This is a genomic window from Mesorhizobium sp. WSM4844 (assembly GCF_055811775.1).
On the sequence record NZ_JBVVQB010000057.1, the window covers coordinates 1 to 13,214 of the forward strand.

12 protein-coding genes are annotated in these 13,214 nt (G+C 64.1%); 7 read left to right on the forward strand and 5 right to left on the reverse strand.

The features are described 5' to 3' along the window. Nucleotides 1-148 precede the first annotated feature (148 nt). Nucleotides 149-769, reverse strand: a complete 621-nt coding sequence (locus AC0L2A_RS29635; RefSeq protein ID WP_473611819.1) for a DUF922 domain-containing Zn-dependent protease — start codon at nt 767-769, stop codon at nt 149-151. A gap of 230 nt (nt 770-999) precedes the next feature. Here AC0L2A_RS29635 and msuE point away from each other — a divergent pair, with 230 nt between their 5' ends. Genes msuE through AC0L2A_RS29660 form a run of 5 tightly spaced genes read left to right on the forward strand, consistent with a single transcriptional unit; the run spans nt 1,000 to nt 5,675 of the window. Then, entirely contained in the window at nt 1,000-1,551 is a 552-nt protein-coding gene (gene msuE / locus AC0L2A_RS29640) for an FMN reductase (protein ID WP_027154279.1), read from the forward strand. A gap of 53 nt (nt 1,552-1,604) precedes the next feature. After that, entirely contained in the window at nt 1,605-2,969 is a 1,365-nt protein-coding gene (locus AC0L2A_RS29645; protein ID WP_287137469.1) for an LLM class flavin-dependent oxidoreductase, read from the forward strand. A 26-nt stretch (nt 2,970-2,995) separates the two neighbouring features. Further along, nucleotides 2,996-3,844 carry an ABC transporter permease gene (locus AC0L2A_RS29650; protein ID WP_473611821.1) on the forward strand — a complete coding sequence of 283 codons (849 nt, stop codon included), beginning with the start codon at nt 2,996-2,998 and terminating at the stop codon, nt 3,842-3,844. A 57-nt stretch (nt 3,845-3,901) separates the two neighbouring features. Further along, nucleotides 3,902-4,900, forward strand: coding sequence for an ABC transporter substrate-binding protein (locus AC0L2A_RS29655; RefSeq protein ID WP_287215845.1), 999 nt, complete (start codon nt 3,902-3,904; stop codon nt 4,898-4,900). A 13-nt stretch (nt 4,901-4,913) separates the two neighbouring features. Then, entirely contained in the window at nt 4,914-5,675 is a 762-nt protein-coding gene (locus AC0L2A_RS29660) for an ABC transporter ATP-binding protein (protein WP_236377479.1), read from the forward strand. Between the two features lie 90 nt (nt 5,676-5,765). On the opposite strand, the gene AC0L2A_RS29665 is transcribed toward AC0L2A_RS29660, so the two are convergent. The 4 genes from AC0L2A_RS29665 to AC0L2A_RS29680 all read right to left on the reverse strand — a co-directional run bounded on the left by AC0L2A_RS29665 (nt 5,766) and on the right by AC0L2A_RS29680 (nt 9,574). Continuing rightward, nucleotides 5,766-7,733 (reverse strand): acyltransferase family protein, encoded by a 1,968-nt coding sequence (locus AC0L2A_RS29665; RefSeq protein ID WP_473611822.1) that lies wholly within the window; start codon nt 7,731-7,733, stop codon nt 5,766-5,768. Nucleotides 7,734-8,276: 543 nt separating this feature from the next. Continuing rightward, a complete protein-coding gene (locus tag AC0L2A_RS29670; protein WP_027154285.1) occupies nt 8,277-8,639 on the reverse strand; it encodes an SPW repeat protein in 363 nt (120 codons plus the stop codon). A gap of 138 nt (nt 8,640-8,777) precedes the next feature. Then, nucleotides 8,778-8,999: an alkylphosphonate utilization protein gene (locus tag AC0L2A_RS29675; RefSeq protein ID WP_473611847.1), complete on the reverse strand. Its 222-nt coding sequence runs from the start codon at nt 8,997-8,999 to the stop codon at nt 8,778-8,780. 344 nt (nt 9,000-9,343) lie between these two features. After that, a complete protein-coding gene (locus AC0L2A_RS29680) occupies nt 9,344-9,574 on the reverse strand; it encodes a hypothetical protein (protein ID WP_236377482.1) in 231 nt (76 codons plus the stop codon). Nucleotides 9,575-10,066: 492 nt separating this feature from the next. Between AC0L2A_RS29680 and AC0L2A_RS29685 the strand changes: the two genes are divergently transcribed. Next, on the forward strand, nt 10,067-10,993 hold the full coding sequence (locus AC0L2A_RS29685) for a hypothetical protein (RefSeq protein ID WP_473611824.1): 927 nt from the start codon (nt 10,067-10,069) through the stop codon (nt 10,991-10,993). 166 nt (nt 10,994-11,159) lie between these two features. Further along, nucleotides 11,160-13,169: an AI-2E family transporter gene (locus AC0L2A_RS29690; RefSeq protein ID WP_473611825.1), complete on the forward strand. Its 2,010-nt coding sequence runs from the start codon at nt 11,160-11,162 to the stop codon at nt 13,167-13,169. Nucleotides 13,170-13,214 lie beyond the last annotated feature (45 nt).

Below are 13,214 nucleotides of genomic sequence, written 5' to 3' on the forward strand. Positions count from 1 at the left end.
GGACAGAGGGGGGTGGGAGGGCGTGGCTGCGATCGATTGACAGGTTGGAGGGACAGCACCCCCCTCTGCCCTGCCGGACATCTCCCCCGCAAGGGGGGAGATTGGCCGTCATCAACGCCTTCGCCAGCCTTGCTGCGGTTTCCATTCTCTACCGCCCCATCAGCAAAGCGACGATGAGCCTCTGCAGATTGCCGCGCGGGGCGAATTCTACCCGGTCGAAATCGCGGCTTGCCTGCCGCTGCGCCTGGGAGAATTCGGCAAGCCGCCTGGTCATTTCGGTCCTGATCTTTTTGCAGCCGGGATCGTCGGGGACGGACAGGCCGATGGTCGCCGTCTCGATCTTGCGGACCATGTCGACGATGATATCGCGGTGCACCTTTTCGTGGGCGGCGAGGCCAGCGGCAAAAACGTCCCAGCTTTTCTGCACGGCGGCCGGAATTGGCCCGGACGCTTTGGGCAAGGTATAGGTTATGATGAGTTTGGGGAGCGCCGACACCAGCGCGCAGGCATTGCCTTGCCGCTGATAGTCCCTGACCCAGGTCAGCTTGAAATTGGTATAGGCCATGGCGCGGACCCTGCTTTTGCCGATGGTTGGCCCCTGCTCGCCCATCGAGGCATGGAGTTCCGGCCCGGTCTGCCCTGAAATGGCGTAGGTCTCGACCTTCTCGACCGGCTTCCACTGCGACTTCGACTGCGCCCCCATCTGCGCCTGCCCCGGCGATGCCAGCAAACAGGCCAGGAGAAGATACTTCAGAACGGCTGTTTTCATGCGAATCCCCCGGGGCGATGCCTTTGGTGTGAGATCATCAACGCATGGCCGGAATACGGTCAAGGCGCCGATGCCGAACTCGCCGTGCGCATTTCGCGTCAAAAGAACCAATCAACGGCGATGTGCCGCAAACTCAATCCGCTTGGCGGGCTCGTTTTGAAATCTTCTTTCTCATTAAACTCTATAAACTTAGTAGAGTTAGTGCACACAGCGTTTTGCGAGGAGCCAAAATGTCGAAAAATCTGGTGGTGGGGCTGTCGGGCAACCTGACCCGTCCGTCAAAAACCAAGGCGTTCATCAGCCACATCGTTGCGGAGGTGGCGAGCAGCACCGGTGCAGCCTCGACCGTTTTCGACATCGAGGATCTCGGTCGGTCGTTTCCGCTGGCAAGGCGCATTGGCGATCTGGATCCATCGGCCAGGAACATCGTCGAGCGATTGCTGGGCGCCGACGTCCTGGTGGTTGGCTCGCCGACTTTCAAAGGCAGCTACACCGGGCTTTTCAAGCATTTCTTCGACCTGCTCGACCCATCATCCCTGCGGGGAAAGCCGGTCATCCTTGCTGCAACCGGCGGCGGCGATCGTCATTCGCTGATGGTCGAACATCAGCTTCGGCCGCTGTTCGGCTTCTTCGAGGCGCTGACCCTGCCGACCGCAATCTACGCCTCCGACAAGGACTTCGCCAACGGCGTGCTGGTGTCCGAAGCCATCCATGCTCGCGCCAGGCAAGCGGTCGCCGAAGCATGCCGTGCGGTGCCGCGCAGCGTCGGTCTTGCCGCCTGAATACCGGCCCGTGTCCTCAATCCGCTTCCCGCACAGCTCAGAAGGAGCCCGCAATGACCAGACCCAGCAAGTCGAGGCAGATCAAGCTTGGTGCTTTCCTGCCCGGTGGCGGACAGCATATCGCAGCCTGGCGGCATCCTGACGCGCCGGCCGACGGCGCGACGAATTTCGAGTTCCACAGGCAGCTCGCGCTGACCGCCGAGCGCGGCCTGTTCGACGCCTATTTCCTCGCCGACAATCTGACCGTCGGCCTCGGCGCCCGCGAAGGCGGCAATGCCAAGATCGCCGGGTTCGAGCCGGTGACGCTGTTTGCCGCATTGGCGCCGCTCACCACGCATCTGGGCTTCATCGCCACCGCCTCGACCACCTATGAGGAGCCCTATACGCTCGCCCGCAAGTTCGCCTCGCTCGACCTGCTGTCGAACGGCCGGGCCGGCTGGAATGTGGTGACCTCGGCGGGTGACGAGACCGCGCGCAATTTCAATCGCGAGACGCAGCCTGCCCACGCCGAGCGTTATGCCCGGGCGCATGAACATGTCGAGACGGTCAAGGCGCTGTGGGACAGCTGGGAAGACGATGCCTTCATCCGCGACAAGAAGTCGGGGCGCTTCTACGACAAGGACAAGCTTCACGACATCGACCACAAGGGCCGGCATTTCAGCGTCAAAGGTCCGCTCAATGTGCCGCGCCCGGTTCAGGGCCACCCGGTGGTGGTGCAGGCCGGGCAGTCGGAGGACGGACGCAAGCTCGCCGCCCAGTCGGCTGAGGTCATCTTCACCGCCCATCAGAACCTGGCCTCGGCGCAAGAATTCTATCGCGACATCAAGGCGCGCGTGGCGGCAGTCGGCCGCGATCCCGGGCAGGTGCTGATCATGCCGGGCGTAGCCCCCTTCGTCGGCCGCACCGAAGAGGAAGCCCGCGCCAAGTACCAGCAGCTGAACGAGCTGATCCTGCCCGAGGATGGCGTGGCCCTGCTCAATGGGCTGGCCGGCCAGACGCTCGACATCCGGGGTTACCCGCTCGACGGACCGCTGCCGCCGAGCCGGGAAACCGAAGGCATGAAGAGCCGCCAGGCGCTGATCCGCCAGATTGCCGACGAGCACAACTTCACCATCCGCCAGCTCTACCAGTGGGTGGCGACGGCCCGCGGCCACTACACCGTGATCGGCAGCGCGGCGCAGGTTGCCGATCAGCTGGAGGAATGGTTCGGCAACGACGCAGCCGACGGCTTCAACATCCTGCCGCCGTGGCTGCCCGGCGCGCTCGACGATTTCGTCGACCTGGTGATCCCCGAGCTGCAGCGTCGCGGCCTGTTCCGCACCGCCTACGAGGGCAGGACGCTGCGCGAGAATCTCGGCCTCAGGCGGCCGGAAAACCCCTGGACCGCCGCCCGCTCCAAGGTGCTGGCCGCCGAATAGATTCTCTTGAAGCAAAGGGCAAGACGATGAGTTTGCAACACATCGAGCAGCGGGTGACGATCGATGCACATGACGGCAGAACCGGCCTTGGCGCCGATTTCCCGCGCCTGGCCAACCGCACTGTCATCCGCTTCCTGTCCCGCTACGGCATCCTGATCGCCTTCCTCGCGATCTGGCAGGTGTCGAGCAGCGCGGGATGGGTCAACGCCGCGGTGCTGCCGCCGGTCGACACGATCGTCTCCGCACTGTGGAATGGTCTGGCACGCGGCACCTTGCTAGGCGACATCGCCATCAGCCTGCAGCGCGCCGGCCTCGCCTTCGCGGCGGCGGTGGCGGTTGCCATCCCGCTCGGTCTGTTCATGGGCCAGGTGCGCGCCGTCGAAACCGCGCTTGACCCGATCCTGCAGGTTTTCCGGCAGACCTCGGCGCTGGCGCTCTATCCGGTGTTCATCCTGCTGCTCGGGCTGGGGGAGGCATCAAAGGTCTTCGTCATCTTCTGGGCGACGCTGTTTCCGCTGCTGCTCAACACCATCAGCGGCGTCAAGCAAGTCGATCCGAAACTGCTCGAGATGGCCCGGGTCTACGGCGCCACGCGGCTCACCGCGTTTCGCCGGGTCGTGCTTCCGGGGGCCGTCCCTTCGATCTTCGTCGGCTTGAGGCTGAGTGCGACCACGGCGCTCTTGTTGCTGATTGCATCCGAAATGATCGGCGCCAACAAGGGCATCGGCTTCCAGGTGATGAACGCGCAGTACAACTTCCAGATCCCGCTGATGTTTGCAGCGATCGTCATCCTTGCCGGCCTCGGCCTGATCGCCAACCAGGCGCTGGTCAGCCTGCAGCGGCGGCTCTGCCGCTGGAGCAATCCCATCGACTGACCAGCTTTCAACCATCCTCTCCCACAGGCCCCATCCTCCAACACGAAAGTCCGGACCATGCCAATCACTCGCCGTTCCCTGCTTGCGGGCGCTCCCTTTGCCGCCGGCATCATCGCCACCGGCCTGCCTCGCTTCGCCGTTGCGCAAGCCGCGCCGGTCACGTTGCGCTACCTCGCCAGCCGTGGCAGCATCTCGCCGCATGAGCTGGCGGACGCGCTCGGCTATTTCAAGGACGTCGGCGTCAAGCTTGAGAATGTCGGCTACTCCAGCGGCGGCCCGGAATCGCTGTTCGCGCTCGCCTCCGGCAGCGTCGATCTCGGCTCGGCCGCAACCGCTGCGGTGATCAATTCGATCTCCGGCGGCAACGACTTCGTCGCTGCCTATCCAAGCAACGGCATCAACGGCCAAGTGCGCAGCGTCTTCTACGTGCTGGAAGACAGCCCGATCAAATCGATTGCCGACATCGCCGGCAAGACCATTGCGGTCAACACGCTCGGCGCCCATCTCGACTATACCGTGCGCGAGGCGCTGCACGGCGTCGGCCTGCCGCCTGATGCCGCCAACCTCGTCGTCGTGCCCGGGCCGCAGCTTGAACAGACCTTGCGGTCACGCCAGGTCGATATCGCGGCACTGGGCTACTGGCAGGCGACGTTTGCCGGCGCGCTGGTCGACAAGGGCGGTGTGCGCGGCGTGTTCAACGACACCGACGTGCTGGGCGAACTGGCCGGCGGCTTCATTGTCCTGCGGCGCGACTTCATCGCGGCGCATCCGGATGGCGCCCGCAATTTCGTCGAACAGTCGGCCCGCGCCGCCGACTGGTCGCGCCAGAACCCGAACGAGGCGCGCAAGGTGCTTGCGGAGATCCTCGATAAACGCGGCGAAAATGGCGAGCTGGCGCGCTACTGGACTGGCTTCGGCCTGCGCGAAGGGGCGAAGGCTGACGACCGCGACATAGACTTCTGGGTCGGCGTGCTTGAGCGCGACGGCCGGCTGCCCAAGGGCAGGCTGAAAGCCGCGGATATTCTTTACGGGCGCGGCGAAACGAAAACCAATTGATCGGGAGACGGCCATGGCCAGCACAAGCGGCGGCGAGGTCACGATACGCGATCTCTCCAAATCCTTCACCCTCGGCGGGCGCCCGCTTGCCGTGCTGAGGGCGCTCAACCTCGATATCCGCTCCGGCGAATGTCTCGTCATCGTCGGCGCCAGCGGATCGGGCAAAACCACGCTGCTGCGCATCCTTGCCGGTCTTGAGGCCGCCGACAGCGGCGGTGTCGCGATCGACGGCAGGCCGGTCCATGGCGTCGGCGCCGAGCGCGCGGTCATCTTCCAGGAACCGCGCCTGCTGCCCTGGCTGACCGTGCTCGGCAACGTCGCCTTTGGCCTCGAAGTGCGGGGCGTGCCCAAGGCGGAGGCCGAGGACAAGGCCCGCTTCTATACCGCGCTCGTCGGTCTGGCCGAATTCAGCGATGCCTATCCCAGGCAGCTTTCGGGCGGCATGGCACAGCGCGTCGGCATTGCCCGGGCCTTGACCGTGCAACCTGAAATCCTGCTGCTCGACGAGCCGCTAGGCGCGCTCGACGCCATGACCAAGATCGGCATGCAGGAGGAACTGGCGCGCATCTGGAGCGAGGAGAACGTCACCATGGTCATGGTCACCCATGATCTGGAAGAAGCGATCTATCTTGCCGACAGGGTGCTGATCCTGCCCAGGGAGAAGGGCGGCACAGCACGGCTGGTCGAGGTTGAACTGCCGCGCCCCCGCGATCGCAGCGAGAGCCGGTTCGTGCGCTACCGCGAAGAACTGCTGCGCGAGTTTGGCTTGCACTGAGACTGGGGGCACTGAGACTGAGAGCACTGAGACTGGGGGCACTGAGACTGGGGGCACCGAGACGCTGGTGAAAGGCGCGTCTTGCGCGCCTTACTTCCCGGCCGCCCCAGTCGAGAACAGCGCGCGCTCGACGGTCGGCTCCAGCGTTTGCGCAAAGGGCGTCGCCATGTGGTGGCGGTCGCGATAGGCCAGCTTGCCGTCGATGAAGACATGGCAGGTCTTGGCGTCGCAGAACCGGTCGGTCATGTCGATGTAGGTCGCGTTGGGGACGGCGCGCACGATGTCACGCTCCACCGCGGCTATGGCGTCGTTGGCGGCGTCGGTTCGCGGCGCGTCACATACCGATGGCGTCTGTCCACGCCACAGCGCGCGAGCCACGCAGGTGTCGACAAACAGGGTGTTGAACGGCACATCGCGGATGAAGGCGACTTTCAGCCCGGCCTGGCTGAACGCCTCCAGCGTTGCGCGCAGGCCGCCCTGCCAGTCCTGATCGAGGCTTTCGGATTGCCGGGCGTCGGGCGACAGTTTGCGCGAACTGGTCAGCGAGATCTCCGAGATCACCACCAGGCTCGGGCGCAGGGCGATGATCTCCTTGATCGATTGCTCGCGCCATTGATCGCACTCGGTGTAGTCGCGCTTCAGCTTCGAGCTCCAGACCGTCAGCCGCGATGCCCGGCAGGCGGCTTTGAGCCAGGTGACGACCTTATAGTCGTTTCTCTTCGCCGCCTCGATCAGCGGCGTCGACCAGTGATCGGCATGCGAATCGCCGAACAGCGCGATCGAGCGCTCGGCATTCTTGGCGCCGAACTCGCAGGCCTTCGGCGTCACGGTCTCGTAGTCGACAACGCAGCCTACCTTGGCGCGCGCGGTGGAGGGCTGCGCGGCAGTTTCGGCAATGATGCGTTGCGAGGGGTCGAGGCCGTCCACGGCAAGGCGCGCATTGGCGTAAGTCGCCACGACGCCGGCGCCGGTCAGCATTGCGGCGGGGATTAGTGCGCGCGCCGCGTTCGCCATCAGCCAGCCATTGCGACGGATCGGGTTTTCGATGAAATTATAGGTGAAGAGCGACAGCGCCAGCGTCAGTGCCGCGCAGCCAAGCCGCCCGGGCCAGGACAGGTCGGGCACCATCATCGTCGCATAGACGATGACCGGCCAGTGCCAGAGATAGAGCGAGTAGGAAAGTTTCCCCACCCATTGCAAAGGCGGCAGCGCCAGCATGGCGCTCGGCCCTCTTTGGACATTGCCGGAGCCGCTGAGCAAAAGGAGCACGGTGCCGGCCACCGGCACCACCGCCGCGAAGCCGGGGAAGGGGGTGTCCTGCTCGCTGAAGGTCAGATAGGCACCGGCGATCAGCGCCAGGCCAAGCCATGCCAGCGCTGCGCCCAGTTGCGGGCGCTCTCGCCAGAATTGTGCCGGCGCCATCGTCGCCAGGCCGCCGGCGGCGAACTCCCAGGCCCTGAGCGGCGAGAAATAGAAGGCCCAGGGCTGCGCCACGGTGGTGAGCCAGGCGCAGACGGCGAACGACACCGCGCCGGTGAGGCCGATCACCAGGATCGCCGTGCGCTTGCGCGGGCGCAGCCATGCCGCCAGCAGAAGCAGCCCCGGCCATACGAAATAGAACTGCTCCTCGACCGAGAGCGACCAGAAGTGGATGAAGGGGTTGTTCGCCGCGTCGGGGGCGAAATAGTCGAACGACCAGCGTATCAGCCAGAAATTGATCGCATAGGCCGAGGCGAACATGGCGCCTTTCGAATAGAGCGACTGTTCGTCCGGCGACAGGATGAAGTAGCCGGCGACCAGCGTGGCGAAGATGACGAACAGCGAGGCCGGCAGCAGGCGCCGGGCGCGCCTTGCATAGAACCGCCACAGGTCCAGCCTGCCGTCCTCGGCGATTTCCCGCAGCAGCTGGCCGGTGATCAGGTAGCCGGAGATGACGAAGAAGATGTCGACGCCGGTGAAGCCGCCAGGCAGGTCCGACAGACCAAAATGGAACGCGACGACGCCGGACACCGCCAACGCACGCAGCCCTTCGATATCAGGCCGAAACGATGCTGACACGGCAAAACCTCGCGAAGTCGTTGAAAAGCCACCCGTGCGAAGACTCGACGCAATGCATTGATATTGCAATGCAACAAATCTAACGCAGTGCAACATAAGTGGAAGTTTGCCGGGTGCAGCGCGCCATGCTCGTCGGCGTGTCCTCAGCGAACGCCGCGCCAGCGCTGCCATCCGCATCCGCGGCGGCGGATTTTGGGCGGCGGGATTTTGGAGCACAAAAAGACAATTTGGTCGGGATACGGCGGGCGGGAGGCGTGCGAATTTGACTGGCGCCCGCTCCATCTGTTCGCTTTAGCCCCATTTCTGCAACGCCAAGTGATTCCGCCTGGCTGCAAAAATACTCTAGCGGGCCCGATCTCAGGCTTTAGAAGGAGCCCGCCGCTCGCGCGCCGCGCTCCTCCCCTTAAAGCGCCTCGCGTTCGAAAGGAAATCAACGCGCTTTAAGTCTTTGTTTCTGTGCGTGTCGTTACCCCAAAGCCGCTGCGCACCCTCGGGCCAGGCCCGAGGGCATGCTTTTGGGCGACAAGCATCAGTCGTCACCGATCACGCATGCGCTGGCGGATGATGACGGGAGTCCCAGACTGCCCAGGCCGATGCCGCAACCACCAGCACGCCGAGGACAACGTGGGTCGCCATTGCGTTGGCGTTTGCCACGAAGCCGAGCAGCCAGGGCGAGGCGATCAGCCAGAGCCCGACGACAAGGTTCACCCACTCTTCCCATTCGGCGAATACTGAAAGCGCCGCGAGAGCCAGGGCGCCGAGCAAGATCGCGGCAATCCAAGCGTTCCAGGCAGCAGTGGTTTCAGCAGCGAAGCCGACAACCCAGGGTGAGATGAACAGGCATGCCGCTAGGATCAGGTTGATCCAATCCTGAGGCTTCTTTCCTTCCATCAGATCGTTTGCCATGACAACCTCCACAGATGAAGCTTGACCAAAGCACTACGTCGCGTGCAACGCACGCTTAGTCATTGATATATCGCACTTTCGGCGGCTTTCAAGGAGTGGCTCCGGGGCGGCCGGTTACGCACTGAGTGCCGGGCGCGATCACGCCTTTTTCAGGAACTCGGTCTTCAGCACCAGGCCCTTGACCTGCTTGGTGCTGCACTCGATCTCGCCGGGATTGCCGGTGAGGCGGATGTTCTTCACCAGCGTGCCTCGCTTGATCGTCTCCGACGTGCCCTTGACCTTCAAATCGTTGATCAGGGTGACGGAATCGCCCTCGTTCAACTGGGCGCCGTTGCTGTCTCTTACGATCGCGTCTGCCATATCAGGGTCTTTCATCGAAGCCGGACAACGGACTATCCGGCGGATGGCGGCAAGGTCAAGCGTGGTGGCAAACTGTGCCATCTCTGGCGCCTGAAGCGGCAGGGCACCCGCGTTGCTCATGTCAGGTGGCCGCATCGCCCGTCGAAGTCGGCGATGCCTCGTGGTCGAAGCCGATTTCACGGGAACGTGGAGGATTAAAGCCCGGCGCGCCGCCGGCTAAGCCTGTCGATCAGGTGGCCTGTCGATCAAGTGACCTTCGATCAGGCGCCCGTCGATCACGGGTACCGCAAGTGTGGCACGGTCGACCAAGAAGATAGAGCCCCACCACAAGGGATGGATCGACTCTAGAAATTGAAATAGATCGCCGGCGGATACGGGCTGGACGCATTCTTGTCGGCCGGCGCTGCCGTCGCAGCAGACGAAGCGGTAATCCCGCTCGTGGACTTGTTGTCGAGCGGCGGCCGGTTTTTCTCGGCTGTCGCCGCTTTGGCATCGGTGGCAACGACTTTCGTTTTGGCCTCGACCATTTGCGAAAACGCGAGCACGGCGAGAAGTGTTGACAGGGCAAGTTTCATAACGAGGTCCCTCCATGGTTAACGTAAGGTTAACCCCGGCCGCCGGCCCGAACACGGCCGCTGTGTGGAAAGGCGTGGAATTCTCCGGAATTCCACGGATATGGCTTGGGGAAAGTGCGCGCCGCCGGGAACGGAGCAAGTGCCGGCGCGTGCAGGCCAGACTCGAGCAGGCCAGAGTCGAGCAGGGCGACCCTTGTTGAGGCGACATCTACGCTTTGTGCCGCTTTGCGAGAACTCGGCTTCGGCGTCGTTCAAATGACTGAGGAAATGATTGGTGTTCAAGCCTACATAGTGTGTTTCACATGATTTGCCCTTGCCCTCCGCGACCGTTGTGGCGCCCGGCGGGTGAAAGGCCAGGCGCGTGGAGCGACGTGGATTTCTGCGGATTTCCTGGAATGGGCTTTTTGGAGAGGTCCGGGCCGGCACTGAACGCGGTGGGAGCAATTGCTGGCCCATGCTATGCCTTGCGGTGGCATAAAGGGGCAAGTGGGGATGGCACAGCATATCGCGCAAAAATTACGGTTGACCGCGGCCGTGCTGGGAACCGTCACCCGCAAGGACCTTGCGGCGGCGTTCCGGGGCGTCAACCCGAAGACGGCGTTCGATCTCGGCCGCGCCGACAAATGGCTGCAGGGGCGCGCCCAGCCACGCGAGCTCAGCGTCTACGACGACTGGACGAAGCTGCTCAAGCTAGAGCAGACCGGCGCCTGGATCGCCGAGAGCGACCTGCCAGGTTTTACCGCGGCGATCTGTGCCCGCCACGGCATCGACAGGGCCGAACTGGAGCGCCGCGCCGGTGTGCATTTCGAGACCGCTGCCGGGCATGAGGAGCGAAGCCTTGGGGCCCTTGCCGGAACCTACGCCTGTTATTCGCGCGCCTTGTCGCCCTATTATCGCGGCCAGCTGATCAGGGGTAGCCTGTCGATTGAGGCCGGGCCGGGGGCGCACGGCCTGACCGCCGCCTATCGCGAGGCCCTGCCGACCGGGCAGCTGCTGCTCGGTGGGCAGATGACGTCGGCAAAACGTGGGCTTTATGCGCATCTGAAGGAAGCCAGCGGCGAGGCGCAATTCTTCTTATGCCTGTTTCCGCACTCGCGGCCGGGAAGCGTGCTAGGCGGCTATCTGTGCGGCACCACCATCATCGGCCCGGAGCCGCAGCCGTCGCTGACCCGGATCCTGATGGTCCGCTTGCGCAATCCGGCGCCCCAGGGTTGGGGCGGATATCTGCCGCCCGACGGGTCGATCGCCGCCGATCTGGCATCGCTTGGCCTGTCCGTCGAGCAGACGGAAGCGGTTGACCGGCAGCTGGCGCAATTCCTCGTCGGAGACAGCGACGGCGGCGCCAGCCAGATCCCGCCGGCCGAGTTCCGCGCCATCGTCGACGTGTTCGACCGTCATTGGCTGAGCCATTCCGTCTGAAACCGGGCCGCCTGATACCGGGCCGCCTGGCACCGGGCCGTCTGGCACCGGGCTGAGGGGGAAGACCCTTGTCGCTGGCGTGGTCGGGCTCGCTGGCACGAAGGTGGGGACGTTGCATGCCGGCTCAATATGCCTGATCATGGTCATGGCGGGGTGGAGGCATCAAGTGGCGGCCAATCGGCGAAACGGCATGCATCCGTCGGAGCCCGGGCTGGTGGGCGTTGTTTCCGCTGCCATGGCCCTGCCGCGCATGTCGCTGCCCACCGTCGCGACCGTCGTGGCGGCGGTTGCGGCCCTGTATTTCGGGCGCGAGGTCTTCCTGCCGATCGCAATCGCGCTGCTGCTGACCTTTGCGCTTGCACCCTTGGTTTCGGCACTCAAACGGGTCGGCATTCCGCGCCTTCCCGCGGTCATCGCCAGTGTGCTGGGCGCATTCACGGTGCTTGCGCTGTTCTCATTCATTGTCGCCACGCAGGTCAGCGAACTGGCGCAGAACATCCCGCTTTACCAGTCAAATATCCTGACCAAAGTCCGATCCCTGAAGGAGACCGGCGTCGGCGGCGGCGTCATCGCCAGGCTGAGCGAGGCGATCGAACGCGTTGGCCAGGAACTCGACAGGCAGGAAACCTCACCGCCCGCCGCGGATCAGCCACGGCGCGAGCCGGTGCCCGTCGAGATCATCGCACGCGAAAGGCCGCTTCAGGTTCTGCAGAACCTGATCGGCCCGCTGATCAGCCCGCTGGCTTCGGCCGGCCTGATCGTCGTCGTCGTCATATTCATGCTGCTCGAGCGCGAGGACCTGCGCGATCGTTTCATACGCCTCGTCGGCTACGGCGATCTTCATCGGACCACCGAGGCGCTCCAGGAAGCGGGCAAGCGGGTCGGCCGGTATCTGCTCATGCAATTGGTCGTGAATATCGTCTATGCCATACCGGTTACAGCAGGGCTTTGGGTTCTCGGGATACCCAATGCACTGCTGTGGGGGTTGCTGGCGCTGGCGTTGCGCTTTGTTCCCTATATCGGCCCGATCATTGGTGCGCTGCTGCCCCTGTTCCTGGCGCTTGCTGTGGCGCCCGGCTGGTCGCTCGTGCTGTGGACCGCCGGACTGTTCGTGGCCATGGAAATGATCACCGGCAACATCGTCGAACCGTGGCTCTACGGTTCACGAACGGGGCTTTCGCCATTGGCCATCATCGTTGCGGCTATCTTCTGGACCTGGCTCTGGGGGCCGCTGGGCCTGGTCCTGTCGACGCCGCTCACAGTCTGCCTCGTCGTGCTCGGCAGGCACGTGCCGCAGTTCGAATTCCTCGACGTTCTGTTCGGCAACGAACCGGTGCTCGAACCCCACGCCCGGCTCTACCAACGGCTGCTGGCCGGCGATCCAGAGGAAGCCACGGATCACGCCGAGGAGATGCTGGAGGAAAAATATCTGTTCGAATTCTACGACAGGGTCGCCATTGCCGCACTGCTGCTCGGCGAGCAGGATCGCGTGCGCGGCGTCATGGGCGATGAGCAAAGACGGCGGGTGGCGGCCAGCGCGCAGATGCTGGTGGCGAACCTCGACGACAGCGCACGGGAGGAAGCAGAGGAGGACGATGATCCGGCCACAGTCGAGCCTGCCACGGCGGACAAATACAAGGACAAGGACGGGGACAAGCAGGCTCAAGGGGAGGGCGAGGACGACACTGAGCTGCCGGATGGCACGGAGATGTCGGTGCTGTGCGCCGGCGGCCGCGGCGAACTCGACGATGCCGCCGCCGCCATGCTGGCGCAGGTGCTCGAAGTCCAGGGGGCGACGGTCTCGAAGGCGAGCTTTGCCGATATGGATCCGACTGGCATTCGCCGGCTCGAGCTCGACGCTGTCGACACCGTTGTGGTCGGATTCCTGAACCGCGACTCGGTCAAGCACGCCCGTTTCCTTGTTCGTCGGCTGAAACGTGCCAGGTCGGCGCTGCGGGTAGGCATCGTGTTCTGGTCGAAAGACGGCGACGACAAAAAGACAGAAGTCGAATGGGCCAATGACATCAACGCCGATTTTGTGGCGTTTGGCATCGTCGAAGCCGTTCTGGGCGCATTGTCGAGCGATCCGCCGGTTGCGCTGAAGGTCGCTGCCAAGCGCCGCATGCGCCGCCGGCCGCGCCCGGTCAGGAAGGCACCGCTTGCCGCTGCAAAGTGAGAGGCTGTTTGGAAACTCAAACAGCCTCTGTGACCGCGGCTGGCC

Excerpts from the sequence above, each read along its gene's own strand:
- AC0L2A_RS29635 (WP_473611819.1), bottom strand. The coding sequence starts at position 769 with ATGAAAACAGCCGTTCTGAAGTATCTTCTCCTGGCCTGTTTGCTGGCA.
- msuE (WP_027154279.1), top strand. The coding sequence starts at position 1,000 with ATGTCGAAAAATCTGGTGGTGGGGCTGTCGGGCAACCTGACCCGTCCG.
- AC0L2A_RS29645 (WP_287137469.1), top strand. The coding sequence starts at position 1,605 with ATGACCAGACCCAGCAAGTCGAGGCAGATCAAGCTTGGTGCTTTCCTG.
- AC0L2A_RS29650 (WP_473611821.1), top strand. The coding sequence starts at position 2,996 with ATGAGTTTGCAACACATCGAGCAGCGGGTGACGATCGATGCACATGAC.
- AC0L2A_RS29655 (WP_287215845.1), top strand. The coding sequence starts at position 3,902 with ATGCCAATCACTCGCCGTTCCCTGCTTGCGGGCGCTCCCTTTGCCGCC.
- AC0L2A_RS29660 (WP_236377479.1), top strand. The coding sequence starts at position 4,914 with ATGGCCAGCACAAGCGGCGGCGAGGTCACGATACGCGATCTCTCCAAA.
- AC0L2A_RS29670 (WP_027154285.1), bottom strand. The coding sequence starts at position 8,639 with ATGGCAAACGATCTGATGGAAGGAAAGAAGCCTCAGGATTGGATCAAC.
- AC0L2A_RS29675 (WP_473611847.1), bottom strand. The coding sequence starts at position 8,999 with ATGGCAGACGCGATCGTAAGAGACAGCAACGGCGCCCAGTTGAACGAG.
- AC0L2A_RS29680 (WP_236377482.1), bottom strand. The coding sequence starts at position 9,574 with ATGAAACTTGCCCTGTCAACACTTCTCGCCGTGCTCGCGTTTTCGCAA.
- AC0L2A_RS29685 (WP_473611824.1), top strand. The coding sequence starts at position 10,067 with ATGGCACAGCATATCGCGCAAAAATTACGGTTGACCGCGGCCGTGCTG.